Raw genomic sequence first — 25,098 nt, forward strand, 5'->3', positions numbered from 1 at the left:
CCGGAAGGCGCAGTCCGTCACCAAGGCCCCGGACCAGACGGTCGGGCGGTCGCGTCGTCTTCGGACGCCGAGGAAAGTCCGGGCTCCACGGTGACAAGGCGGTGGGTAACGCCCACCGGGAGCGATCCCAGGGATAGCGCCACAGAAAGCAAACCTCCTCCCTACGGGGCGGGAAGGGTGAAAGGGTGGGGTAAGAGCCCACCGCGGACCTGGCGACAGGGACGGCATGGCAAGCCCCGCCTGGAGCAAGACCGAATAGGGACCCCGCGCCGGCCTCGCGTCGGATAGGCCGTCACTGGCTGAGAGGGTCCGGGTAGGTCGCGAGAGCCGTCCAGCAATGGCCGGCCTAGAGGAATGATCGTCGCCGTTTCTTCGGAAGCGGAACAGAACCCGGCTTACAGACCGTCTGGTCCGTCTTGGTGCGGAGAGCTTCGGCTCTCCGCATCCATTGCTTGGCCTCGACTCTGCGCCGAGCTCGGAAACCTCCGTTTTTTAGCATCGCGATGGGACGCACTGACACCGCCCGAGTCTTGCGCGTGAATAGTTCTGTGTATGTTCTGTTGATTAACGCCCATTCCCGGTGAGGAAGGGGTGCGACACCTTTGAAATCTCGACGAAACGGGTTTGGTGTCATTGTCTCCCAGTTCATCCCATGTTAACCCAATTCACGTCGGGGCGAGAGGCTGCTCGCCGACCGGCATGGGTTTGGCGGGGTTTAAGCTTCAGTGTTTCTCTCGACCTTCGAGAAACAGCTCGACAGCAAGCGGCGCATCGTCGTGCCGCAGGAATTCCGCGCGGCCGTCTCCGGCATGTTCGACGGGATCTTCTGCTTCCCGGCCATCGAGGCCGACTGCCTGGAGGCGGGCGGCAAGGCCTTGTTCGACCGCTATACCGGCGTGATCGAGGAGCTGCCGTTCGGCGATCCGACCCGCACGGCGCTTGAGACCAGCATCCTGGGTGGCATGGCCAAGCTGTCGTTTGATACAGCTGGTCGCATTACGCTTCCCGACCAGCTGTGCGAAATGTGCGGTCTCACGGATTGGGTGACTGTCGTCGGTATGGGTGAGCGTTTTCAGATCTGGTCGCGCGAGGCTTTCCAGGCCCATCGCGCCGCCCAGCGTGACCTGGCCCGCGATGGCCTGGCGGCCCTGCGCGCCCAGCAGCGCGCGGCCAAGCTGGGGGCGGCCTCGTGAGCGACGCCCCGCACATCTCGGTCCTGCTGAACGAAGTCGTCGAGGCGCTGGACGCCAAGCCGGGCGACGTCATCATCGACGGCACCTTCGGGGCGGGCGGTTACACCCGCGCGATCCTGGCGACCGGCGCGAGCGTGGTAGGTTTCGACCGCGACCCGACTGTGCAGCGCTTCACCGAAGGCCTGCCGACCGACCGCTTCCGCCTGATCGGCGACCGCTTCTCGCAGATGGCCGAGCATTTCGAGCCTTCGAGCGTCGACGGCGTCGTGCTGGATATCGGCGTGTCGTCCATGCAGCTGGACGAGGCCGAGCGCGGCTTTTCGTTCATGCGCGACGGTCCGCTGGACATGCGGATGAGCGACGCGGGCCCGACCGCCGCCGATCTCGTCAACACGCTGGACCACACCGAGCTGGCCCGCATCCTCTATGTCTACGGCGAAGAGCACGCCTCGCGTCGCATCGCCAGCTTCCTGATCCGTCGCCGGGAAGAGCGCCCGTTCGAGCGCACCCTGGATCTGGCGCACGTGATCGAGCGCGCCCTGGGCGGCCGCAAGGGCGCCAAGGTCCATCCGGCCACCCGTTCGTTTCAGGGCTTGCGCATCGCGGTCAATGACGAACTGGGCGAGCTGGAGGCCGGCCTCGCCGCCGCCGAGCGCATCCTCAAGCCGGGCGGTCGCCTGGCGGTGGTCACCTTCCATTCGCTGGAAGACCGCATCGTCAAGAATTACCTGGCCGAGCGGGCCGGGCGCACGCCGGGCGGCTCGCGCCACCTGCCGCAGGTGGCGGCTGGCGCGCCGGCCAGCTTCCAGCTGATCGCCAACAAGGCCATCGCGCCGGGTGAAGCCGAGCTGGCCGTCAATCCGCGCGCCCGCAGCTCGAAGCTGCGCGCGGCCATCCGTACCGCGGCCCCGATCTGGGAGGCCGAGGCATGAGCTCGGTCGGCCTGTTCAACCGCCGGGTTCGCGGTTTTCGCGTCGTCGAGGTGGCAGGTGTCGGCATCCTGCTGAGCCTGGTCACCAGCGTCTATCTGGCCAAGACCTTCGCCGGTCGCGAGCGCCAGGAGATCGGCCGTATCGAGCAGCAGATCATCGAAGAGGCCTCGCGCAAGCGCCTGCTGGAGGCCGAGGTCGCTCACCTGGAGCAGCCGCGTCGCATCGAGCAGTTGGCGATGATGATGCAGCTGAAGCCGATCGCGCCGGATCACGAGATCACCGAGGACGCGCTGATCGACGTCGCGCGCCGCCGCGACCTGCCGCGTGGTCCCGTCACGGCCGCGCCTGTCGCGCCCGAGGACCTGGTCGCCGACGAGCCCCAGCCCGTTCCTGACGACGTTCCGCCTGCGCCGGAGGCTCTGCGATGAGCCTGTCGAACCTGGGGCCCGGCGGTCTTCAGTCGCGCACCTGGCGCTGGCTGACCGAACGCGTCTGGCGTCTGGAGCACGCCTTCGAGCGCTCGCGCGCCGCCGCCAAGCCCGAAGACGACACCCGCATCCGCATCTTCCTGGTGATGGCGTTCTTCTCGGTCTGCTTCGTGGGCCTGTCGGTCGGCGCGGGCTGGTCGGCGCTGTTCTCGAACGCCGGCCGCGGCAACGGCTACGCCCAGGGTCTTGAAGGCGCGCGCGGCGACATCGTCGACCGCAACGGCAAGTTGCTGGCCGTCGACCTGGCCCACTACGCGCTTTACGTCGATCCGCGCGAGGTCTGGGACGCCAAGGAAACCCGCCGCGCCCTGGGCAAGGCCCTGCCGCAGGTGCCGGCCAAGCGCCTGGACAAGGTAGTGTTCGGCGATCACCGCACCTTCGTGCTGGGCGGCCTGACGCCCGAACAAAAGGACAAGATCTTCGAACTGGGCCTGCCGGGCATCTCGTTCGAGGAGCAGGAACGGCGGATGTATCCGCTGGGCCCGACGGCCGCGCATCTGGTCGGTTTCGTCGACAGCGGCGGCAAGGGCCTGGCCGGCGTCGAGCGCGCCCTGGATGACCCCATCCGCAAGGCGGCAGGCGGCGAGGGCGCTCCGACCCAGCTGTCGATCGACATCCGCGTGCAGGCCGCGCTGGAAGACGAGCTGCGCAAGGCGGCGATGGAGTTCACGCCCAAGGGCGCCGTGGGTCTGGTCACCAACGTCCACACCGGCGAGATCCTGGCCCTGGCCAGTTATCCCGACTACGACGCCAACAAGGCCGGCGAGGCCACCGACGACCAGCGCCTGAACCGCGCGGCGGCCTCGGTCTATGAGATGGGCTCGACCTTCAAGACCTTCACCGTGGCGATCGGTCTGGACACCGGCGAGACCAACATGGCCTCGACCTTCGACGCGCGCGAGCCCTACAAGCTGGGCTACCGCACGATCCACGACTTCCATGCGACGCGGAAGATCCTGACCCTGATCGAGGTCTTCCAGCACTCGTCCAACATCGGCACCGCCATTCTGGGCGAGAAGGTCGGCGGCGAGCGCCTCAGCAAGTACTTCACCAATCTGAACCTGACCAAGCCGGCCCAGGTCGAGCTGCGCGAGTCCGCCCGCCCGCTGACGCCGCGCAAGTGGGACATGGATGCGGTGGCCTCGACCTCGTTCGGCCACGGCATCAATGTTAGCCCGCTGGCCCTGGCCCAGGCGATGGGCGCGCTGCTGAACGGCGGCAAGATGATCCCGCTGACCATCAAGAAGATGCCGCCCGGCGTGCGGCCTGAAGGCAAGCAGGTCCTGAACGAAAGCACCTCGCAGCAGATGCTGACCATCATGCGCGCCAACGTCACCGGCGGCAGCGGCAAGACGGCCAACGTCCCCGGCCTGTCGGTCGGCGGCAAGACCGGCACCGGCGAGAAGTACGACCCGGCGATCCGCGGCTACAACCACCAGCGCCAGGTGTCGTCGTTCGCGGCCGTGTTCCCGACCGACGGGGCGATCGAGGCCGATCGCTACTTCGTGCTGATCCTGATGGACGAGCCGCACGGCACGGCCAAGACCCACGGGTTCTCGACCGGCGGCTGGGTGGCCACGCCAGCGGTGGGCAAGGTCATCGATCGCATCGCGCCCTTCCTGGGCGTGCAGAGAAAAGCCGAGCTGGTGACGATCGCCCAGCCGAAGACCACCATTCCGGAGGCGGGACTATGAGCAAGCGACTGTCCGAGCTGTTCAATCGTCCCTTCGCCGCTGACCCGGTGATCGCCGGCGTCACCGCCGACAGCCGCAAGGTCACGGCTGGCTGGCTGTTCGCCGCCCTGCCGGGCTCCAAGGTCGACGGCCGCGAGTTCGCCGCCGGCGCGGTGGCCCAAGGCGCTGCCGCTGTCCTGGCCCCCGAGGGCGGGCTGGAAGGCCTGGGCGTGCCGGTGGTCCGTTCGGAGGACGCCCGCCGCGCCTACGCCCTGGCCTCGGCCGCGTTCTGGGGCAAGCAGCCGGCCATGTGCGTGGCCGTCACCGGCACCAACGGCAAGACCTCGGTCGCCGGCTTCGCCCGCCAGATCTTCGCCGCCCTGGGCCACAAGGCCGCCAGCATGGGCACCTTGGGTGTCGTGGTCAGCGAGAAGGGGCAGCCCGACCAGCAACTGACCCCGCCCGGCCTGACCACGCCGGACGCTGGCGACGTGGCCGAGATGGTCGCGCGCCTGGCCGACATGGGCGTCACCCATCTGGCGCTGGAAGCCAGCTCGCACGGGGTCGACCAGCGCCGCGTCGACGGCGTCAAGTTGCGCGCCGCCGGCTTCACCAACTTCACCCAGGACCACCTCGACTATCACGGCTCGATGGAAGAGTACCGGGCCGCCAAGCTGCGCCTGTTCGACACCCTGACGCCCAACGGCGGCACCGCCGTGCTGAACGCCGACAGCGAGGCGTTCCCGAACTTCGCCGCCGCCGCCGTCACCTCGGGCCAGAGCATCTTTTCGGTCGGCGAGGACGGGCAGGGCCTGCGCCTGATCTCGCGCACCCCGACGCCGGAAGGCCAGACCCTGGTGGTCGAGACCGGCGACGAAAACTACAGGATCAAGCTGCCGCTGGCCGGGGCCTTCCAGGCCTCGAACGTGCTGGTCGCCGCCGGCCTGTGCATCGCCGCCGGCGAGGATCCGGTCGCGGTGCTGAAGGCGCTCGAAACCCTGGAAGGCGCCGCTGGCCGCCTGCAGCGGGTCGGTCGCGGCGCCAAGGGCGGCGAGGCCTATGTCGACTATGCTCACACCCCCGACGGCCTGCAGACCGTGCTGGAAGCCCTGCGCCCGCACACCCGCGGCAAGCTGATCGCCGTGTTCGGCGCCGGCGGCGATCGCGATCGCGGCAAGCGGCCCTTGATGGGCGCGATCGGCGCCAAGCTGGCCGACATCGCCATCGTCACCGATGACAATCCGCGCTCTGAAGACCCCGCGTCGATCCGCGCCGCCGTGCTGGAGGCCGCGCCCGGCGCCCGCGAGATCGGCGACCGCCGCGCCGCCATCCGCGCCGCCGTGGCCCTGATGGGCGAGGGCGACGTGCTGGTCGTCGCCGGCAAGGGTCACGAGCAGGGCCAGACCATCGCCGGCGTCGTCCACCCGTTCGACGACGTCGCCGTGACCCTGGAAGCGCTGGAGGGCGTCGATGCTTGATGCGCTCTGGACCGCTGAGGACATCGCCGCTGCAACGGACGGCAAGGTCGCCGGCGACTTCGCCGTGACGGGTGTGTCCATCGACACCCGCTCGGTCGAGGCAGGCGATCTCTTCGTGCCGCTGGTCGGCGCGCGCGACGGCCACGACTTCGTCGCCCAGGCCGTGGCCAACGGCGCGACCGGCGTGCTGGCCGCCAAGGCCGTCGACGCTCCGGCGGTGATGGTCGAGGACACCTTCAAGGCCCTGGAAGCCCTGGGCGTCGCCGCCCGCGAGCGCGCGCCCCAGTGCAAGCGCGGCGCGGTGACCGGCTCGGTCGGCAAGACCAGCGTCACCCGCGCCGTGGAAGCCGGTCTGCGCCTGGCGGGCAAGGGCCACGCCTCGGTGAAGAGCTACAACAACCACATCGGCGTGCCCCTGACCCTGGCCCGGATGCCGCGCGACACTGAGCGCGCCGTGTTCGAGATCGGCATGAACCACGCCGACGAAATCACCCCGCTGTCGAAGTTCGTCCGCCCGCACGCGGTGGCCATCACCACGGTCGGTCCAGTCCACCTGGAGAACTTCGAGAACGAAGAGGGCGTCGCCCGCGCCAAGGCCGAGATCTTCGACGGTCTCGAGCCCGGCGGCGTGGCCGTGCTGAACGCCGACAACAAGTGGTTCGATCTGCTGAAGGCCGAGGCCGAGAAGGCCGGCGCCACGGTGTGGAGCTTCGGCGAGGCCGCCGGCGCCACCGCGCGCCTGACCGGTTTCGCGGTGGAAGGCGAGGGGGCCACCGTCTCCATGGACCTGCGCGGCGAGGTCATCGACTTCCCCATCCGCCAGACCGGCGTCCACTGGGGTCCCAACAGCCTGTGCGTCCTGCTGATGCTGGAAGCCCTGGACGTCTCGCGCGAGACCGCCCTGGCCGCCCTGGCCGCCTTCGCCCCGATCGAGGGCCGCGGGGCCGAGAAGACGGTGCGGATACCGGGCGGATCCTTCACGCTCGTGGACGAGAGCTACAACGCCAATCCGGTCTCGATGCAGGCTGCGCTGAAGACCCTGGGGGCGCGCAAGGTCGCCGGCCGCCGGGTCATCGCGCTGACCGACATGCTCGAACTGGGCGAGGACAGCCCGCGCTTTCACGCCGAGCTTGCAGGGCCGATCGGCCATGCAAACGTGGACATGGTTTTTCTCGCAGGCGTCCACATGAAATCGCTGTGGGAGGCGCTTCCGCCGACTCGGCGCGGCGGCTACGCGGAAGTTACTGAAAAGTTAACGACGTCGCTGGCGGGGGCTGTCCAGCCCGGCGACGTGGTGATGGTGAAGGGGTCGAACGGATCCAAGGCCGGCGTCCTCGCCCAGGCCCTGGCCGCGCTCGATCTTGGGGAACAGGGCTGATGCTGTACTTCCTTTATGAATGGCTGGCGCGCGGGCAAGAGCACGTTCCGATGCTCAACCTGCTGAAATACCTGACCTTCCGGTCGGGTATGGCCATGCTGACCGCCTATATCGTGGCCGTCGCCATGGGCTCGCGCTTCATCCGCTGGATGAAGGCCAAGCAGGGCAAGGGTCAACCGATCCGCACCGACGGCATCGCCCGCCACGTCATCGAGAAGGCCGGCACGCCCACGATGGGCGGCTTCATGATCCTGGCCGGCCTGTTCGTCGGCGCCCTGCTGTGGGCGGATCTGCGCAACATCCATGTCTGGGTCGTGCTGCTGGTCACCGGCAGCTACGGTGTGCTGGGCTTCATGGACGACTACGCCAAGGTCACCAAGCAGACCACGGCTGGCCTCTCCAGCGGCCAGAAGCTGGTCGCCCAGTTCATCGTGGCGATCATCGCCACCGTGATCCTCATCCTGTTCGCACCCAAGTCGCCGATGACGCCGGGGATGGAGACCAGCGTGGTCTTCCCGATCTTCAAGGCGCTGGTGATCAATATGGGCTGGTTCTACATCGCCTTCGCGGCGGTCACGATCGCCGGCTTCTCCAACGCGGTGAACCTGACCGACGGCTTGGACGGCCTGGCCATCGTGCCGGTGATGTTCGCGGCCTCGACCTTCGGCCTGATCGCCTACCTGGTCGGCAACTATCGCTTCGCCGACTATCTGAACCTGCACTTCGCGCCCGGCGTCGGCGAGCTGGCGGTGGTCTGCGCGGCGATCATCGGCGGGGGCATGGGCTTCCTCTGGTACAACGCGCCGCCGGCCAAGATCTTCATGGGCGACACCGGTTCGCTGGCCCTGGGCGGGGCGCTGGGCGCGATCGCCGTCTGCGCCAAGCACGAGCTGGTGCTGGGCATCGTCGGCGGCCTGTTCGTGGCCGAGGCGCTGTCGGTGATCATCCAGGTCGCCTACTTCAAGAAGACCGGCAAGCGGGTCTTCCTGATGGCGCCGATCCACCACCATTTCGAGAAGCTGGGCTGGGCTGAATCCACCGTCGTGATCCGGTTCTGGATCGTGTCGATGATGCTGTCCTTCGTCGGCCTCGCCACCCTCAAGCTGCGCTAGAGAGGCGAGAAGCATGATCCCGGTCCGTGGTTTCGAGGACAAGACCGTCGCCGTGTTCGGCCTGGGCCGCACGGGGCTGACGGCGGCGCGCGCCTTGATCGCGGGCGGGGCGAAGGTCGCCCTGTGGGACGAGAAGCCGGCCAGCCGCGAAGCCGCGGCCGCCGAGGGCTTCCCGGTTGTCGACCTGGAAGCCGCCGACTGGACGCAGTTCGCCGCGCTGATGCTGTCGCCCGGCGTGCCGCTGACCCATCCCAAGCCGCACTGGACGGTGACCAAGGCCAAGGCTGCTGGGGTCGAGGTGCTGGGCGACGTCGAACTGTTCGCCCGGACCGTGAACGCCGCCCCGGCCCACAAGCGTCCGAAGATCATCGCCATCACCGGCACCAACGGCAAGTCGACGACGACGGCCCTGGTCGGCCACCTGTGCGCCTCGGCCGGTCGCGACACTCGCGTCGGCGGCAATATTGGCCTGGGGGTCCTGGGTCTGGAAGACATGCACGGCGGCGCGGTCTACGTGCTGGAGCTGTCGAGCTACCAGCTGGACCTGACGTCGAGCCTGAAGCCCGACGCGGTCGTGCTGCTGAACATCTCGCCCGACCACCTGGACCGCCACGGCGGCATGGACGGCTACATTACGGCCAAGCGCCGGATCTTCCTGAACCAGGGCAAGGGCGACACCGCCATCATCGGCGTCGACGATCCCTGGTGCCAGCAGATCTGCACCGAGATCACCGCCGCCAACCGCCGCACCATCTGGCCAATCAGCGCCGGCAAGGCCATGGGCCGCGGCGTCTACGCCCTGCAGGGCGTGCTCTATGACGCAACCGGCGAGCGGGTGGTCGAGGTCGCTGACCTGCTGCGCGCCCGCAGCCTGCCGGGCCGCCACAACTGGCAGAACGCCGCGGCCGCCTACGCCGCCGCCCGCGCCATCGGCATCCCGATCCAGCAGGCTGTCGAGGGCCTGATGACCTTCCCGGGCCTGGCCCACCGGATGGAGACGGTCGGCAAGATCGGCAAGGTCCGCTTCGTCAACGACAGCAAGGCCACCAACGCCGACGCCGCGCGTCAGGCCATGGCCAGCTATCCCAAGTTCTACTGGATCGGCGGCGGCGTGGCGAAAGCCGGCGGCATCGACGACCTGAAGGACCTCTTCCCCCGCATCGCCAAGGCCTACCTGATCGGGGAGGCCGCCGACGCCTTCGCCACGACCCTGGCCGGCAAGGCCGAGGTCAAGATGAGCGGCACGCTGGATAAGGCGGTGCAACAAGCCTACGCCGACGCAGCCGCCAGCGGCGAGGAAGTCATCGTCCTGCTCTCGCCGGCCTGCGCCTCGTTCGACCAGTTCAGCGACTTCGAGGCGCGGGGTGAAGCGTTCCGGACGGCGGTGATGGGGCTGTCAACGGGCAAGGCGGCGGTGGCTTAGGGGCGACGGTGCGGACGCTTCGCGTCAGCTTTCAATCCTCGTCCGATGTCCGCAAATGTCAGTGGATGCTGCGCGATTTCGTGATGTCGAACAGCACCAATGCCATATGCGACGTCGCAACGAATATCAGAAGAGCTATCTGGATCCATTCCGGCCAACTCAGTGCTGCGGAAAGAGCGCATATCGTCGAGCCTAGCAAACCTATGATGGCTCGCCTGAAAAAACGACGTCGATAGGCAGTGTAGAGCTCATCCATGTCGCCCATCCACTGAAACGCGATCATTCGGAGTGAAGATGGCGCGAAGTAATCTTGCATGAGCAAGAGCGCGACTAGCACTACGAAATACGCGAGGGCGTCCATGGCGCAAGGATACCAGGGCCTATATCTGCCATCCACCCCGAGCGGACGTTGAGAGCTCAGGCCTCTACCTGGGGTGTCATGCCCCGCTTCATACGCGGGGTGGCAGTTTGGGTTGGAGTTTCAGCGCCTCCTCCGTCACGTTGCCTGGCGGCGCCGCGCCGCCTCCCCCGGTTCACGGGTGAGATGGAAGTTGTTCTCCTCTCCTACGCATCGTGACGGAGGGGGCGCTCACCCCAGCGGCATGAACGCATCCACCTTGTCCAGCGCCGCCAGCGGCGAGCGGATCGTGCAGCGCAGGCCTTCCGCCCGGTAGTCCACGTCCACGGCGCCGCCCAATTCTCCCGGTAGCGCCAGCTGGACGATGCGCGAACCAAAGCCTCGCCGCTCGGGTGGGCGCACCGGCGGGCCGCCGCGTTCGGCCCATTCGATGTGCAGCTGATCGTCGGGCTCGACCGACCAGCGGATGTCGACATGGCCGCCGGGCGCCGACAGGGCGCCGTACTTCAGGGCGTTGATGGCCAGTTCGTGGAAGGCCAGGGCCATGACCACGGCCGGCTTGGGCGAGACCTTGAGGTCCTGACCGGTGATGGTCAGCTGGCCGGGATTGGAGCGGTAGGGCGTCACCGAGCCGTCGACGATCTGGCGCAGGCTGGCCGCCGACCAGTTCTGGTCGGTCAGGACGTTATGGGTGGCGGCGATCGCCATCAGCCGGCCTTCGAGGGCGTCACGGACGTCGGTGCCGACACCGGCGTTGCGCAGCGACTGGTTGGCGATCGACTGGACGGTGGCCAGGGTGTTCTTGACCCGATGGTTCAGCTCGTTGACCAGCAGCACGCGATTAGCCTCGGCGGTGCGTTCGCCTGTGATGTCGCGCGAGGTGGCCAGCACGCGGATCACCTGGCCGCCCTCGAGGATAGGTGAGACGGTGGTCTCCCACCAGCGCGGCGCGCCGCGGGCGGTAGGGCAGAAGGCGCGGAACGAGGACGGGTTTCCTGCCATGGCCGCGCGCAGGGCCTGCTCGACGGTGTCACGGCTTTCGCCGGGCCACATGTCGGGCCAGTAGCGCCGGCGGTTGCGGCCCTCGAAGTCCTCAATCTCGAACAGCGCCTGGCCTTGGGCGTTCATATATTCGACGACACCGTCGGCGCTGATGACGCGGATGCAGTCCTGGCTGGCCTCGACGATACTGAGGAAGTACGCGCCGACGCCTTCCAGGACCGCCTTGTCGGATGTGTCGTCAGCCACTGCTCGCCCCTGCCGACGCGCCAGGGCCTGACGCGCGAGTTCAGCTACGTCGTTCATCCTAGGGGCGAACCTTGCAAAGGGGAATGTCCTAGGAGGAACAGGGCGTGCTAGCGACGTGTTCCAGAGTCCAGCATTCGAGAAAGCTTCATGTCCCAGGTCGTCTGCGTCAGTTGCGGGGCTGGCAACCGGTTGCCGGAGGAGCGCGACCCGCTGGCCGCCAAGTGCGGACGCTGCAAGGCGGCGGTGTTCACCGGCGCGCCGACCGCGGTTACCGGCGCTGCGCTCGACCGGCATCGCCGGCTGAGCCAGGGCGTGGGCTTGCTGCTGGACGTCTGGGCGCCGTGGTGCGGGCCATGCCGGACCATGGCCCCGAACTTCGAGGCCGCCGCGCGTCAGCTGGAGCCGGCGGTGCGTCTGCTGAAGCTGGACTCAGAAGCCGAGCCGGCCGCCGCGGGCGCGCTGAACGTCAGCAGCATCCCGACGCTGATCCTGTTCAGGGACGGCAAGATCCTGGCTCGCCAGTCGGGGGCGATGAGCGCCGCGCAGATCGTCGACTGGACGCGGCGCGCTCTGGGATAGGCTACTCGAACATCTCGGCGGCTTCTTCGAGCAGGGCGATGCGCCAGATCTCGATATTGGCCGCGCCGCGCGCGCGGTCCAGCACGGCGACGGCCGCTTCGACCTGCTCGCCATCGGCTTCTTCGACCGTTTCCAAGGCCTGCAGCGCCTCGTGGGCGACCTCGGCGTCGCCGGTGGCGACCAGTTCGGCCAGCAGGGCTAGGTGCTCGGAACAGTCCAGCTGGCCCAGGGCGTGGACCAGGCGGGCGCGCTTGTCGGCGAGATCCGGGCGGCGGATCAGCCGCTCCAGCACGGCGTCCAAACCGGGCGCGCCGGCTTCGGCCAAGCGCAGGGCCAGATCGTCGCGATCGGTGTCGTCGGCGAGGGTTTCGAGGGCGTGGGGGTCGTCGGAAAGGGCCATGCCCCGTCTTCCCGCGCTTTTCGACGCATGTCCACCGGCGTAGAACGCTGCAGCAAGCTTTGATTAACCCTGCAGTCCGACTCTCCGCCCCATGGCCTCCAACGCGACACATGCTTTCGCCCGCACCGACCGCAGCGCGATCGGCTTGTGGTGGTGGACGACCGATCGCTGGCTGCTGGGCGCGACCGCCCTGCTGGCCACGCTGGGCGTGCTGCTGTCGTTCGCCTCCAGCCCGGCCGCGGCTCAGCGGATCGGCATCGACGACCAGTTCCACTTCGCCCTGCGCATGTGCTTCTTCGCCAGCGCCTCGTCGGTGGTGATGCTGGCGGTGTCGATGCTGTCGCCCAAGGGCATCCGGCGGGCGGCCTTCTTCATCTATATCGGCGCCATCCTGGTGATGATCGCCCTACCGTTCATCGGCCACAACGCCAAGGGCGCCACGCGTTGGCTGCAGTTCGGCGGCTTCACCCTGCAGCCGTCCGAATTCATGAAACCGGCCCTGATCGTGCTGGTCTCGTGGATGTTCTCGGAAGGCCAGAAGGGGGAGGGGGTGCCCGGCGTCTCGATCGCCTTCCTGCTCTATTTCATCGCCGTGGGCCTGCTGCTGGTGCAGCCCGACGTCGGCCAGACCGTGCTGATCACCATCGCCTTCGGGGCTGCGTTCTGGATGGCCGGCGTGCCGATCTCGTGGATCATGGGGCTGGGCGGCGTCGCCTTGGCGGGGCTTGCCTCGACCTATTTCCTGTTCGACCACGTCCATGCCCGGGTGCAGAAGTTCCTCAGCCCCGACCAGGCCGACACCCACCAGATCACCCGCGCCGCCGAGGCCATCCGCGCCGGCGGCCTGTTCGGGCGCGGTCCGGGCGAGGGCGTCATGAAGCGTCACGTGCCCGACCTGCACACCGACTTCATCTATTCGGTCGCCGCCGAGGAATATGGCCTGGTGTTCTCGTGGGCGCTGATCGCGATCTTCTGTTTCGTGGTGGTGCGAGGTCTCTACAAGGCGATGAAGCTGAACGACTCGTTCGAGCAGGTCGCCGCCGCCGGTTTGTTCGTCCTGGTAGGTCAGCAGGCCATCATCAATATCGCTGTGAACTTGAACATGATCCCGACCAAGGGCATGACGCTCCCGTTCATCAGTTACGGGGGCTCTTCCATGCTCGCGATGGGTTTGACGCTGGGCATGGCCCTGGCCTTGGTGCGTAAGCGCCCCGGCGCCTACGGGGCGACGGGCGAGTTCGGCGTCGGCTCGTACGCCTGACATGACCAAGCTCGCCGTCGTCGCCGCCGGGGGAACCGGCGGCCATATGTTCCCCGCTCAGGCCTTGGCCGAGTCCCTGGCCGCGCGCGGCTGGCGCGTCGTGCTGGCCACGGACGACCGTGGCGCGATGTACGCCGACAAGTTCCCGGCCGAAGAGCGGCTGGCCCTGTCGGCCGCCACCGCCAAGTCCAATGACCCGCTGGGCATGATCAAGGCCGGCTTCGTGGTCATGCAGGGCGTGTTGGAGGCCCGCAAGGCGTTCACCCGCCTGGACCCGGCCGTGGTCGTCGGCTTCGGCGGCTATCCCGCTTTGCCGGCCCTGCTGGGCGCGCTGATCCAGAAGCGCCCGACGGTGATCCACGAGCAGAACGCGGTCCTGGGCCGCGTGAACCGCTTCCTGGCCCCGCACGTCAACGAAGTCGCCTGCGCCTTCCCGACCCTGCAGATGGCCAAGCCCGCCGTGCAGGCCAAGGCGCATGTCGTCGGCAATCCGGTGCGCCCGCCCGTGCGCGCCCTCTATGAGGTGCCCTACATCGCCCCCGAGGTGCAGCTGCGCATCCTGGTGACCGGCGGCAGCCAGGGCGCGCGGTTGCTGTCCGAGCTGATCCCCGAGGCGATCGCCAAGCTGCCCGAGGAGATGCGCGGCCGCTTGAAGGTGTTCCAGCAGGCTCGCGCCGAGAGCATGGAGGGCGCCCGCAAGATCTATCGCAACGCCATGGTCGACTGCGAGGTCGCGCCGTTCTTCCGCGACATGGCTGGCTATCTGCGCCAAGCTCATCTGGTCGTCGGCCGCTCGGGCGCCTCGACCTGCACCGAGCTGGCCGTCGCCGGCCGCCCGTCGATCCTGGTGCCACTGAAGATCGCCGCCGACGACCACCAGCGTTTCAACGCCAGGCTCCTGGAAGAGGCGGGCGGCGCGGCCGTTTGCCTGGAAGACGAGCTGACCGTCGACGCCATGGCCGGCGCCCTCAACGCCCTGCTCAAGAACCCCGAACGCCTGGCCCGCATGGCCGAAGGCGCGCGATCAGTGGCCACGCCGAACGCCGCCGAGGCCCTGGCGGACTTGGTGGAGCGTACGGCGCGGTAGTTCCGCTTAATTCCTAGCGAGTTAATCTGATTTGCCGCGATGGCCCCGTGGGCCGACAAAAACCCTCGAACTTTCAAGCTTCGGGGGCCTTCGATGGGCAAGTCTACAACTGCGACCGGCGTGGATCGCCGCGGTCTGATGCTGGCGAGCGGCCTGGCCGCCGCCTCGGGTCTTGCGGCCGCCGGGCCGGCCAAGGCCGAGACCACCTTGCCGCCGCCGGCCAAGCAGCCGCGCGCGCCGGTGGGCGGCAAGAGCCCGTGGGGTTACGAGACCATCAAGCAGGCCACGCCACAGCCGGTGTCGATCCGTCCAGGCGAAGATCCGCTGCCCACGAAGCCGCGCGCCTTTACCGACGTCAAAAGCTATCACGCCCACGTCTATTTCGACGAAGACACCACCGAGAAGGCGATCCTGCTGCGCCGCTGGGTGCTGGAGCGGTTCGAGGTCGAGCTGGGCGACTGGAACGTCACGCCGCGCGGCCCGCACGTGACGCCGTCGTTCTATTTCGGCTTCACCAACGACCTGCTGCACATCCTGCTGCCGTGGCTGCAGCTGAACAGCCTGGGCCTGACGATCCTGCTGCACCCCAACACCGACGATCCGCGCGCTGACCACATCCATTACACGGCCTGGATCAACCGCTCGCAGCCGGTCAACGCCTACGGCATGAAGAAGCCGGCCGCCGATGAGCCACAGGTCGAGCTGATCTATCCCAACACCAAGCCGACGGTGGCGATCGAGCGGGCTTAAGGTTCGGCGCCGGTCTCGATCAGCGGGCGGCCGAGCGTGACGGCCGCCTCGACGCTGGTCGCGACCGGGACCTTGGCGTAGGGCCGCCAGCCGTCGCAGACGACCTTGGCCACCGCGTCGTCGGCGCTGCCGGTCGGGATCGAGGCGGCGGGGCGCAGGTCGCCGGTCAGCGGGCCTTCGCGGCCGCCGGCGCGGATGCTGGCGAAGCCGGCGTGGGCGATGGTGCGGGCGTCGCAGTCGATCACTTCGCGCCGCCATCCGCCCCAGAACGCTTCCGCGCCCGCCGTGAAGCCGCCCTCGGCGACCTGCAGGACCCGAAGTTTCGCGCTCGGACCCGTGCGTTCGATGCTCCCCATGTCGACGAACACGGCGAAGCGGCCGACGTCGGCGAGGCGCAGTTCAAGCGGCGCCGGAGGGGGCGCCTGGGCGAGGGCAGGGGTGGTCGACAGCGCCAAGGCCAAGAGGGCGTTTCGCGTCGCGCGGAATTGGTCTAATCGGCTTTTCATGATCCAGCGTCGACGCCCCGTCCCCTTCGAACTCGGCCCCGTGCACTTCATCGGCATCGGCGGCATTGGCATGTCCGGTATCGCCGAGATCATGCTGCGTATCGGCTACACCGTGCAAGGCAGCGACGCCAAGGCCAGCGCCAACACCGAGCGCCTGGAAAAGCTGGGCGCGCGGATCTTCATCGGCCAGGACGCGGCCAATGTCGAAGGCGCTTCGGCCATCGTCTATTCGACCGCGATCAAGGCCGACAATGTCGAGATGGTCGCCGGCCGCGACAAGCGCCTCCCGCTGGTGCGTCGCGCCGAGATGCTGGCCGAGCTGATGCGCCTGCAGTTCTCGATCGCCGTCGGCGGCACCCACGGCAAGACCACTACGACCTCGATGGTCGCGGCTCTGCTGGACGCCGGCGACCTGGACCCGACCGTTGTCAACGGCGGCATCATCAACGCCTACGGCACCAACGCGAAAGTGGGCGAGGGCGACTGGATCGTCGTCGAGGCCGACGAGAGCGACGGTTCGTTCCTGAAGCTGAAGTCGACTGTGGCCATCGTCACCAATATCGACGCCGAGCACCTGGACCACTGGGGCGACTTCGACGCGGTGAAGAAGGGCTTCCAGGACTTCATCGAGAACATCCCGTTCTACGGCTTCGCGGCGGTCTGCACAGACCACCCGGAAGTCCAGGCCCTGACCTCGCGCATTGAGAACCGCCGCCTGGTGACCTACGGCACCAACCCGCAGGCCGAGGTCCGGGTCTCCAACATCGAGATGGGGCCGGAAGGCGCCAAGTTCGACATCGTCGTCTCGCCGCTGAACGGCGAGGAGGTCCGCTATGAGGGCCTGAAGATGCCGATGGCCGGCCACCACAACGTGCTGAACGCCACCGCCGCCGTGGCTGTGGCCCGCGAGCTCAGCGTCGATGCTGAGGCCATCCGCAAGGGCCTGGCCACCTTCGGCGGGGTCAAGCGCCGCTTCACCACCACGGGCGTCGCCAACGGCATCCGCGTCGTCGACGACTACGGCCACCATCCGGTCGAGATCGCCGCCGTGCTGAAGGCCGCCCGCGCGGTCACCGAAGGCAAGGTCATCGCCGTGGTCCAGCCGCATCGCTTCACCCGCCTGCGCGACCTGATGACCGAGTTCAGCAGCTGCTTCAACGACGCCGACACGGTGGTCGTGGCCGACGTCTACACCGCCGGCGAGCAGCCGATCGAGGGCGTCGACAAGGATCACCTGGTCGAAGGCCTCAAGAAGTTCGGCCACCGCCGCGCCCTGCCGCTGGAAAGCCCGGCGGCCCTGCCGGCCCTGATCGCCGCCGAGGCGACCAGCGGCGACCTCGTTGTCCTGCTGGGCGCTGGCGATATCACTCAGTGGTCCTACGCTCTGCCTGGCCAACTGGAAGTGCTGGCGAAGTGACGCCGCGCGGCTGGTTGGTCGCCCGGGGCGCGATCATCGTGCTGATGGCGGCGGACATGGCGGCGCGCTATCGCCTGGGCCACGTCCTGGCCGCCGACCGGCCGCGTCAGCCCGAGGGCGCCTATGTGCTGCCGCTGGCGATCGAAGGCGGGACGGCCTTCATCTCGACCGCCGATCGTGCATGGGCGGGCGTCTTCGAGATCGGCGCGGTCGTCCTGGCCCTGGCGTTTTTCTTCGTCGTCTGGATCTCCCGCAGACGGCCTCGCGAGTCCCACACCTGACATGACCTGGAAGACCCAACTCCCGACCGTCCGCGGCAAGCTGCTGATCGACGAGGCCCTGGCGCCATTCACCTGGTTCCGGGTCGGCGGTCCGGCGGACGTGGTGTTCCTGCCGGCCGACGAGCAGGACCTGTCCGATTTCCTCAAGGCGCTGGACCCGGCCGTGCCGGCGATGGCCATCGGCGTCGGCTCGAACCTGCTGGTCCGTGATGGCGGCGTCGAGGGCGTGATCATCCGCCTGGGCAAGGGCTTCAACACCGTCGAGGCCCTTGGCGACAATCGTATCAAGGCCGGCTCGGCCGTGCCGGACGCCATCCTGGCCCGCAAGGCGGCCGAGGCCGGCATCGCCGGGCTTGAGTTCTATGCCGGCATCCCCGGGACGATCGGCGGCGCGGTGATCATGAACGCCGGCTGTTATGGCTCGGAGACGGTCCAGGTCGTCAAGTCGGTGAGGGTCATGGACCGCGCCGGCGTCGTGCGTGAGCTGTCGGTCGAGGACCTGCACTACACCTATCGTCACAGCGCCTTGCAGGACGGCGACACGGTGTTCGTGCTGGACGCCGTGTTCGAAGGGGCCGCCGACGCGCCGGACGCCATCAAGGCCCGCATGGCCGAGATCACGTCGCGCCGGGAGACGACCCAGCCGATCCGCGAAAAGACCGGCGGCTCGACTTTCAAGAACCCGCCGGGCCACTCGTCGTGGAAGCTGGTCGACGAGGCCGGCTGGCGCGCCAAGCCGTTCGGCGGGGCGATGTTCTCAGCCCTGCATAGCAACTTCCTGATCAACACCGGCGAGGCCACCGCGGCCGACCTGGAAGGCCTGGGCGAGGCGGTTCGGGCGGACGTGCTGGAAAAGACCGGCGTCCAGCTGGACTGGGAGATCAAGCGGATCGGGCGGCCGGCTTAATCGCTGAAGATGCTCCCCCGCGATGCGGGGGAGCTGTCGCGGAGCGACTGAGGGGGCTAATGCGGCTTGTGTCCAGCTCGCCCCCTCCGGCCCTTCGGGCCACCTCCCCCCGCATCGCGGGGGAGGATCTTTAGGCGCCAGCCTCCTATCCCCCCACACTTCACGCGCTGCTGACTCCCCACGGCGCGAACCGGTGCTATGACTCCCGCGCCATTGGGGAGAATCCTTGCTCATGTACCGTCGTCTTCTGGCCGCATCGGCCGCTCTGTCCCTGTTCGCCGGCCTGGCGCACGCCCAAGACGTCCGCACCGCCGAAGCCCTGCGTGACAAGGCCTTGCTGGACCGCACCGCCTGGGACATCACCGAGGACCTGACCACCAATATCGGCCCGCGCGTCGTCGGTTCGCCGGCCATGGCCCGCGCCAAGGATTGGGGCGTCGCCAAGTTCAAGGCGCTGGGCTTCACCAACATCAAGGTCGAGGAATTCGCCAAGCCGTCGTGGACGCGCGGCGAAGAGAGCGCCCAGCTGGTCGCGCCCTATCCCATGAAGCTGGACATCGTCGGCCTGGGCCGCACGGTTCCGACCCCGCCCGAAGGCATCGAGGCCGAGGTCGCCCTGTTCCGCACCTATGCCGAAATGATCGCCGCTCCCGAAGGGGCGCTGAAGGGCAAGATCGCGGTCATCACCCAGCCGATGGTCACGGCGCAGGACGGTTCGGGCTATGGGATCGCCGGCATCTCGCGCCGCGCCGGCCCAGTCGAGGCCGCCAAGCGTGGGGCCGTGGCCCTGCTGATCCGCTCGATCTCGACCTCGGACTCGACCGTGCCGCACACGGGCATGACCGCCTTCGGCGACGGCGTGACCACCATTCCGTCGGCCGCCATGGGCGTGCCGGAGGCCGAGCAGCTGGAGCGCCTGGCCAAGAAGGGCCCGCTGCGCATCAAGCTGAAGCTGGCCTCGACCACCAATCCGGCCGACGTGGCCTGGAACATTTCGGGCGACATCAAGGGCTCGACCAAGGCCGACGAGCTGATCGTCATCGGCGGTCACCTGGACAGCTGGGACGTCGGCACCGGCGCTCTGGATGACGCCACTGGCATCGGCATCACCACGGCCGCGGCCAAGCTGATCGGCGACCTGCCCAAGCGTCCCAAGCGCACCGTCCGCGTCGTCATGTGGGGCTCGGAAGAAAGCGGCGGCTCGTCGGAAGCCTATCTGGCCGCCCACAAGGACGAGGTCGGCAAGATCGTGCTGGCAGGCGAGAGCGACACCGGCGCGGACCGCATCTATTCGCTGAAGTTGCCGGCCGGCGCCTATTCGCATCCGATCGCCACGACGGCCGCCAATGTGCTGGCCCCGCTGAAGATCTATGTGAACCGTGCGCCGGCCTCGCACGGCGGCGCCGACATCGAGGGCCTGGAGCAGGCCGGCGTGCCGTCGATCGAGCTGGAGCAGGACGCTTCGCGCTACTTCGACTACCACCACACCGCCGACGACACCCTGAACAAGGTGCGCCCCGACGAGCTGGCGCAGAACGTCGCCGCCTGGGCCAGCTTCATCTATCTGGTGGCCGACAGCGACGTCGACTTCCGCGCGGTGAAGCCGGCGGGTTCGGCGAGCCACTAAGCGCTGAGAGCGCCCCCTCCGGCGCATCGCGCCACCTCCCCCGTTTCACGGGGGAGGAGAGGGGGTGTTCATCCTCACCCGCAAAGCGGGGGAGGTGGCGCGCGGCGTAGCCGCGTGACGGAGAGGGCGCTGTTCCCGCCCAGACACGATGTCGCGCGCGACCATGTGTTGCAGTGATCGTTAAGATGCGTCCGGCGGTCGAATATCGCCCCTCATGCTCAAGCTTTGACGCCAAAACGCGCCTTCTGGCCCAGTATTCGGGGCTGAAATCCATTTCCGACGCGCCAGGTGAGTCAAATAGTCCCAGGGCGTGGTTCAGAGAACTCCGTGCATCCACAGGTTTCTGGAAGGGCCGGCCGCGATGTCGCAGAGCGGGCCCAGTTCCATCTCCCGAGCTCGAAAACCCAGGCTACATAAGGACTTGCGCGCTAAGATCCGTTTCGCTGAGGCGTCAGGATCGTGGTTGCTAAGCCATGACCCAGGTCCGTCCCCGTTATGACGACATTAACGACCTTTGGGGCCATCTAGAGGTCAATCACAGTCCGGCATGACCTCGACCCGCTCCCCCGAGCAGGCCGCCCACGTCGGGATCTCTTTTGACCCTTAGTTCTATGGATCGTGGAGGACGCTTATGCCCGCTGTAGTGCGGGGGGGACCGCCTAAGCCTAGGCGACCCCGGGCCGAAGCGCCCGCAAGTCCGAGCAAAGGCAAGCCGGCGCCCCGGGGGGCGCAGCCGGCCGCGAAGTTGCACGCCGCCAAGGGCGTGGGTTTGTCGCCCGCGGTGGCCCTGAGCGTAGCGGGCGCGGCCTTGGGTCTCGGTCTTGTGATCATGCTGGCGACCGGCCATCGGGCCGAGCGCCTCGGCATGTCCATGGTTCGCGGCGTGGGCGGCAGTTTCGCCTCCGCCGGTTTCAAACTGAAGACGGTTCATATCCGCGGCGCTTCGGCGACCGCACAGGGCGACATCCTGGCGGCCTCGGGCCTCTATCTGGATCAGCCGACCCTGGGCATGGACCTGAACGACGTCCGCCAGCGCGTGCAAGGCGTGGGCTGGGTCAAGGACGCCAAAATCGTCCGCATGCTGCCCGACACCGTGCTCATCTCGGTGGAAGAGCGGCCGGCTCTGGCCGTCTGGCAGAACCGTGGGCGCATGAAGGTGATCGACGGCGAGGGCCGGGTGATCAGCGAGGCCGACCCGGCCCGCTTTCCCCAGCTGCCGCTGGTGGTGGGGCAGGGCGCGGATCAAGCCGCTGGCCTGATCCTGCCGGCCGTGGCCTCGCGACCGCGTCTGCGCGACCGTCTGGAAGCGCTGGTGCGGGTGGACGACCGTCGCTGGGATCTTCGTCTGAAGGATGGCTCGCTGATTCAGCTGCCGGCCATTGACGAAGAATCCGCGTTGATTCAATTGGATCAGCTCGACCAGCGACAGCGAATCCTCGACATGGGTTTTGCGCGGATCGATCTGCGCGACCCCGAAATGGTGGCTGTGAGACCTCGCGACGGCGCGCTGCCTGGGCAGCCCGCGGCCGGCGGGGCGTAAACGAGTTTATTGAGGTGACGATAGCGATGTCGCGATTGGAGGAACGGAAGCAGGCTCGCGAGGGCCTGAAGGCCACGCTCGTGCGCCAGCCCGCCATCGCGGCCGTAGACCTGGGCGCGTCCAAGGTGACGTGCTTCATCATGAAGGCCGACGGCATTCATCGCGACAACCGCACCCTGACGACGGCTGGGGTGGGCTACGTCCAGTCACGCGGCGTGCGCGGCGGGGCGATCGTCAATCTGGACGAGGCCGCCCAGGCGATCGCGCAAGCCGTGGAACGCGCCGAGACCGTGGCCGGCGTCAATGTCCAGGGCGTCAGCATCTGCACCGCCGGCGGCCAGCTGGCCTCCAACCGCGTCCATACCCAGGTTTCGCTGGGCGCCCGCCCGATCGGCGACGGCGACCTGTCGCGCGCCATCGCCTCGGCCCTGGCGCAGGTCCGCATTCCCGGCCGCAAGCCGATCCACCTGCTGCCGATCTCCTGGTCGGTCGACGGCCAGCGCGGCATCCGCGACCCGCGCGCCATGTTCGGCCGCTCGCTGGGTCTCGAACTCCTCGTGGTCTCGGTCAACGAGAACATCTTCCACACGCTGGCCCACTGCGTCGAGCGCGCCCACCTGTCGTTCGAGGGCGTGGTCGCCGCGCCGTTCGCTTCTGCGCTTGCCGCGCTGGAAGAGGACGAGATGGACCTGGGCGCGGTCTGCATCGACATGGGCGGCGGCTCGACGTCGGTGGCCGTGTTCAACAACGGCGCCCTGTGCCACGTCGACAGCCTGGCCGTCGGCGGCGGGCACGTGACGCAAGACATCGCCCGCGGCCTGCAGACCTCGGTGGTCGGCGCCGAGCGCATCAAGACCCTGCACGGCAGCGCAATCGCCTCGGCCAACGAAGACCGCGAGATGATCGAAGCCCCGCCGCGTGGCGACGATCCGGGCGCCGGTCCGGTGATCGCGCCGCGGTCGTTGCTGAAGGGCATCATCCAACCCCGCGTCGAAGAGACCCTGGAACTGCTGCGCGAGCGCCTGAAGGCCTCGGGCGCGCCGGTCGAGCCGGGCGCGGGCATCGTCCTGACCGGCGGCGCCAGCCAACTGGCCGGCGTGCGCGAAGTCGCCGTGCGCGTGTTCGACCGTCCGGTCCGCCTGGGCCGTCCGCGCCGGGTGCCGCACCTGGCCGACGCCGCCTCTGGTCCCGCCTTCTGCGCCGCCGCCGGCACGCTGCACCGCACTGCCTTCGGGCCACGCGAAGCCGTCTCGTCCAAGGCCCTGGCCGGCGGTCCCGTCCGCAAGCGTCCGCTCGATCCCAACGCCAGCCCGGTCGCTCGCGCGGCCGCGTGGCTGCGGGATAATCTGTAGACTCGCCCCCTCCGTCTCGTCGCGTATCCGCGCCGGTCCACCTCCCCCGTTGCACGAGGGAGGATGACGCTGCTCGTCCTCACCCGTGAAACGGGGAGGTGGCGCGCGGCGAAGCCGCGCGACGGAAGGGGCGCTGCGCCGCGACGCCTCGCGAACGCTTAAGCTCGGTTAACTCTAAGCTTTAACTTTAAAGTCTCTAGCCAAGCTTGTCCGGCGGGCCTTTTGCTGCCCCAAACGGTCTGTATTCGTGAGAATTCGAACTCAGCGTCGTTCGGTCGCACGCGCCTGTGGACAGCTATGGAACCCTTGGTTCGCCTGGAGTTTCTGTTGATAGACCACAATTTATCCCACGGTCGCGCTCGACCAGACCACGACTCAGATTATGCAATTAACTGCCGATTAACGATGGTGGTTGTTTTGTTAACACGATCGTCGAGGCAGTCCTGGGCGATTGGGTGTCGCTGAGGTCATTCTGACGATTTCGGCGTAAGGACGCGAGGGTCCCCATGGCAATTTCTCTTTCCGCGCCGCGCACCACCGAACTGAAGCCGCGTATCGTGGTGTTCGGCGTTGGTGGCGCTGGTGGCAACGCCGTGAACAACATGATCGAGGCTGGCCTCGAGGGTGTGGAGTTCGTGGTCGCCAACACCGACGCGCAGCAGCTGCAGTTCGCCAAGACGGACCGCCGCATCCAGCTGGGCGTGCAGATCACGCAAGGGCTGGGCGCTGGCGCCCATCCCGAAGTCGGCATGAGCGCCGCCGAAGAGTCGTTCCCGGAGATCGGTGAGCACCTCGACGGCGCCCACATGGTCTTCATCACCGCCGGCATGGGCGGCGGCACCGGCACCGGCGCGGCTCCGATCATTGCCAAGTGCGCCCGCGAACGCGGCATCCTGACCGTCGGCGTCGTGACCAAGCCCTTCCACTTCGAAGGTCGTCACCGCATGCGCTTGGCCGACAGCGGCATCCAGGAGCTGCAGCGCTACGTCGACACCCTGATCGTCATTCCGAACCAGAACCTGTTCCGCGTCGCCAACGAGCGCACGACCTTCGCCGAAGCCTTCGGCATGGCCGACCAGGTGCTGCACTCGGGCGTCCGCTCGATCACCGACCTGATGGTCCTGCCGGGCCTGATCAACCTCGACTTCGCCGACGTCCGCACGGTCATGACCGAGATGGGCAAGGCGATGATGGGCACCGGCGAGGGCACCGGCGAAGACCGCGCCCTGATGGCCGCTCAGAACGCCATCGCCAACCCGCTGCTGGACGAAGTCTCGCTGAAGGGCGCCAAGGCCGTGCTGGTCAACGTGACCGGCGGCATGGACATGACCCTGCTGGAAGTCGACGAGGCCGCCAACGCGATCTCGGACCAGGTCGATCCGGAAGCCAACATCATCTTCGGCGCGGCCTTCGATCCGTCGCTGGAAGGCGTGATCCGCGTGTCGGTGGTCGCCACCGGCATGGACGGCGCCTCGATCGCCCAGATCGAGCCCAAGCCGACCACTCGCAACACCTCGGCCGCCCCGCTGATCGCCGAGACGACCCGTCCGGCCCCGCAGCCGGAACCGGCCCGTCCGACCGCTCGCTACGAAGCCGCTCGCCCCGCCGAGCGTCCGTCGTCGGCCTTCTCGACGGCCTATGCGCCCGAGCCGGCTCCCGAGCCCGAGATCGTCATGGCGGCGCAACCGGCTCCTGAGCCGGAAGCCCAGCTCTACTACGAAGAGCCGGTCGCCATTGAAGAGCCCCGCATCGCCCAGCCGGCGCCGCGTCAGGTGACCCGCATCGTCGACCCGATGGTCGAGGACGCCGCCGAAGAGCCGCTGTTCCCCGAGAACAACTATTACGAAGAGCGTCGTCCGCAGAAGCAGGGCGGTGGCTTCTTCTCGATGTTCGGCGGTGGCCGCCAGCGCTACGAGCAACAGCCGTCGGCTCCGCAGCCGCAGGCCCGCTCGACCCAGAGCGCCCGCCCGCAGCTGCAGCCGATCGAGTCGCCGCACACCGACGACGGCGAAGATCTGGAGATCCCGTCCTTTCTTCGGCGCCTCGCCAACTGAAAGGGTGACCCCGACAAGGGGCCCAAATAAACCGAAGCGCCCCAGGTGAAAGCC

At 68.0% G+C, this 25,098-nt stretch carries 22 protein-coding genes, 1 other RNA gene and 2 pseudogenes; 22 read left to right on the top strand and 3 right to left on the bottom strand.

Going from position 1 to position 25,098, the window contains the following annotated elements; all coding sequences use genetic code 11:
* Nucleotides 1-33 precede the first annotated feature (33 nt).
* The 9 genes from rnpB (at nucleotide 34) to murD (ending at nucleotide 9,677) form a co-directional block, all read left to right on the top strand.
* Nucleotides 34-414: RNase P RNA component class A (gene rnpB / locus E1H18_RS11405), an RNA gene on the top strand.
* Nucleotides 415-725: 311 nt separating this feature from the next.
* Nucleotides 726-1,193, top strand: a complete 468-nt coding sequence (locus E1H18_RS11410; RefSeq protein ID WP_172267922.1) for a division/cell wall cluster transcriptional repressor MraZ — start codon at nucleotides 726-728, stop codon at nucleotides 1,191-1,193.
* Nucleotides 1,190-2,125, top strand: coding sequence for a 16S rRNA (cytosine(1402)-N(4))-methyltransferase RsmH (gene rsmH, locus E1H18_RS11415; RefSeq protein WP_172267925.1), 936 nt, complete (start codon nucleotides 1,190-1,192; stop codon nucleotides 2,123-2,125). Before E1H18_RS11410 ends, rsmH begins: the two co-directional genes overlap by 4 nt.
* A complete protein-coding gene (locus tag E1H18_RS11420) occupies nucleotides 2,122-2,553 on the top strand; it encodes a cell division protein (RefSeq protein ID WP_172267928.1) in 432 nt (143 codons plus the stop codon). Before rsmH ends, E1H18_RS11420 begins: the two co-directional genes overlap by 4 nt.
* Nucleotides 2,550-4,307, top strand: coding sequence for a penicillin-binding protein 2 (locus tag E1H18_RS11425; protein ID WP_172267931.1), 1,758 nt, complete (start codon nucleotides 2,550-2,552; stop codon nucleotides 4,305-4,307). The genes E1H18_RS11420 and E1H18_RS11425 overlap by 4 nt, the downstream gene beginning before the upstream one ends.
* Nucleotides 4,304-5,764: a UDP-N-acetylmuramoyl-L-alanyl-D-glutamate--2,6-diaminopimelate ligase gene (locus E1H18_RS11430; protein ID WP_172267933.1), complete on the top strand. Its 1,461-nt coding sequence runs from the start codon at nucleotides 4,304-4,306 to the stop codon at nucleotides 5,762-5,764. The genes E1H18_RS11425 and E1H18_RS11430 overlap by 4 nt, the downstream gene beginning before the upstream one ends.
* Nucleotides 5,757-7,142 carry a UDP-N-acetylmuramoyl-tripeptide--D-alanyl-D-alanine ligase gene (murF, locus tag E1H18_RS11435; RefSeq protein ID WP_172267936.1) on the top strand — a complete coding sequence of 462 codons (1,386 nt, stop codon included), beginning with the start codon at nucleotides 5,757-5,759 and terminating at the stop codon, nucleotides 7,140-7,142. The genes E1H18_RS11430 and murF overlap by 8 nt, the downstream gene beginning before the upstream one ends.
* Nucleotides 7,142-8,254 carry a phospho-N-acetylmuramoyl-pentapeptide-transferase gene (mraY, locus tag E1H18_RS11440; protein WP_172267939.1) on the top strand — a complete coding sequence of 371 codons (1,113 nt, stop codon included), beginning with the start codon at nucleotides 7,142-7,144 and terminating at the stop codon, nucleotides 8,252-8,254. The genes murF and mraY overlap by 1 nt, the downstream gene beginning before the upstream one ends.
* A gap of 13 nt (nucleotides 8,255-8,267) precedes the next feature.
* Nucleotides 8,268-9,677 (top strand): UDP-N-acetylmuramoyl-L-alanine--D-glutamate ligase, encoded by a 1,410-nt coding sequence (murD, locus tag E1H18_RS11445; RefSeq protein WP_172267941.1) that lies wholly within the window; start codon nucleotides 8,268-8,270, stop codon nucleotides 9,675-9,677.
* A 589-nt stretch (nucleotides 9,678-10,266) separates the two neighbouring features.
* On the opposite strand, the gene E1H18_RS11450 is transcribed toward murD, so the two are convergent.
* Complete coding sequence (locus tag E1H18_RS11450) at nucleotides 10,267-11,283, bottom strand: HWE histidine kinase domain-containing protein (RefSeq protein WP_172267960.1); 1,017 nt, start codon at nucleotides 11,281-11,283, stop codon at nucleotides 10,267-10,269.
* 147 nt (nucleotides 11,284-11,430) lie between these two features.
* On the opposite strand from E1H18_RS11450, the gene E1H18_RS11455 reads away from it, so the two are divergent.
* A complete protein-coding gene (locus E1H18_RS11455) occupies nucleotides 11,431-11,862 on the top strand; it encodes a thioredoxin domain-containing protein (protein WP_172267963.1) in 432 nt (143 codons plus the stop codon).
* Between the two features lies 1 nt (nucleotide 11,863).
* On the opposite strand, the gene E1H18_RS11460 is transcribed toward E1H18_RS11455, so the two are convergent.
* The gene (locus tag E1H18_RS11460) at nucleotides 11,864-12,262 is read right to left on the bottom strand and encodes a hypothetical protein (RefSeq protein ID WP_172267966.1); all 399 of its coding nucleotides are present in this window, start codon (nucleotides 12,260-12,262) and stop codon (nucleotides 11,864-11,866) included.
* 91 nt (nucleotides 12,263-12,353) lie between these two features.
* Here E1H18_RS11460 and ftsW point away from each other — a divergent pair, with 91 nt between their 5' ends.
* The 3 genes from ftsW to E1H18_RS11475 all read left to right on the top strand — a co-directional run bounded on the left by ftsW (nucleotide 12,354) and on the right by E1H18_RS11475 (nucleotide 15,360).
* Nucleotides 12,354-13,523, top strand: a complete 1,170-nt coding sequence (gene ftsW, locus E1H18_RS11465) for a putative lipid II flippase FtsW (protein ID WP_172267969.1) — start codon at nucleotides 12,354-12,356, stop codon at nucleotides 13,521-13,523.
* A gap of 1 nt (nucleotide 13,524) precedes the next feature.
* Nucleotides 13,525-14,610: an undecaprenyldiphospho-muramoylpentapeptide beta-N-acetylglucosaminyltransferase gene (murG, locus tag E1H18_RS11470; protein WP_172267972.1), complete on the top strand. Its 1,086-nt coding sequence runs from the start codon at nucleotides 13,525-13,527 to the stop codon at nucleotides 14,608-14,610.
* Nucleotides 14,611-14,703: 93 nt separating this feature from the next.
* On the top strand, nucleotides 14,704-15,360 hold the full coding sequence (locus tag E1H18_RS11475; protein ID WP_206679057.1) for a DOPA 4,5-dioxygenase family protein: 657 nt from the start codon (nucleotides 14,704-14,706) through the stop codon (nucleotides 15,358-15,360).
* On the opposite strand, the gene E1H18_RS11480 is transcribed toward E1H18_RS11475, so the two are convergent.
* Nucleotides 15,357-15,866, bottom strand: coding sequence for a hypothetical protein (locus E1H18_RS11480; protein ID WP_172267978.1), 510 nt, complete (start codon nucleotides 15,864-15,866; stop codon nucleotides 15,357-15,359). The two genes, E1H18_RS11475 and E1H18_RS11480, sit on opposite strands and share 4 nt — an antisense overlap.
* On the opposite strand from E1H18_RS11480, the gene murC reads away from it, so the two are divergent.
* The 9 genes and pseudogenes from murC (at nucleotide 15,865) to ftsZ (ending at nucleotide 25,044) form a co-directional block, all read left to right on the top strand.
* Complete coding sequence (gene murC / locus E1H18_RS11485) at nucleotides 15,865-17,283, top strand: UDP-N-acetylmuramate--L-alanine ligase (protein WP_172267981.1); 1,419 nt, start codon at nucleotides 15,865-15,867, stop codon at nucleotides 17,281-17,283. The genes E1H18_RS11480 and murC overlap by 2 nt on opposite strands.
* Nucleotides 17,280-17,564 (top strand): hypothetical protein, encoded by a 285-nt coding sequence (locus E1H18_RS11490; RefSeq protein ID WP_172267983.1) that lies wholly within the window; start codon nucleotides 17,280-17,282, stop codon nucleotides 17,562-17,564. Before murC ends, E1H18_RS11490 begins: the two co-directional genes overlap by 4 nt.
* 1 nt (nucleotide 17,565) lies before the next feature.
* A complete protein-coding gene (murB, locus tag E1H18_RS11495) occupies nucleotides 17,566-18,471 on the top strand; it encodes a UDP-N-acetylmuramate dehydrogenase (RefSeq protein WP_172267986.1) in 906 nt (301 codons plus the stop codon).
* A 226-nt stretch (nucleotides 18,472-18,697) separates the two neighbouring features.
* Entirely contained in the window at nucleotides 18,698-20,098 is a 1,401-nt protein-coding gene (locus E1H18_RS11500) for a M20/M25/M40 family metallo-hydrolase (RefSeq protein WP_172267989.1), read from the top strand.
* Nucleotides 20,099-20,583: 485 nt separating this feature from the next.
* Nucleotides 20,584-20,761: pseudogene (locus E1H18_RS27295) on the top strand (D-alanine--D-alanine ligase); the annotation flags it as partial.
* Nucleotides 20,730-21,638: a cell division protein FtsQ gene (gene ftsQ, locus E1H18_RS11505; RefSeq protein WP_172267992.1), complete on the top strand. Its 909-nt coding sequence runs from the start codon at nucleotides 20,730-20,732 to the stop codon at nucleotides 21,636-21,638. The pseudogene E1H18_RS27295 and the gene ftsQ, both read left to right, overlap by 32 nt.
* Nucleotides 21,639-21,664: 26 nt before the next feature.
* On the top strand, nucleotides 21,665-22,990 hold the full coding sequence (ftsA, locus tag E1H18_RS11510) for a cell division protein FtsA (RefSeq protein WP_172267995.1): 1,326 nt from the start codon (nucleotides 21,665-21,667) through the stop codon (nucleotides 22,988-22,990).
* Between the two features lie 405 nt (nucleotides 22,991-23,395).
* Nucleotides 23,396-23,480, top strand: a pseudogene (locus E1H18_RS26415) (hypothetical protein).
* A 16-nt stretch (nucleotides 23,481-23,496) separates the two neighbouring features.
* On the top strand, nucleotides 23,497-25,044 hold the full coding sequence (ftsZ, locus tag E1H18_RS11515; RefSeq protein WP_172267998.1) for a cell division protein FtsZ: 1,548 nt from the start codon (nucleotides 23,497-23,499) through the stop codon (nucleotides 25,042-25,044).
* The last annotated feature ends 54 nt before the right edge of the window (nucleotides 25,045-25,098 follow it).

This window comes from Caulobacter sp. RHG1, assembly GCF_013181195.1.
In the GTDB taxonomy this organism is placed as follows: domain Bacteria; phylum Pseudomonadota; class Alphaproteobacteria; order Caulobacterales; family Caulobacteraceae; genus Caulobacter.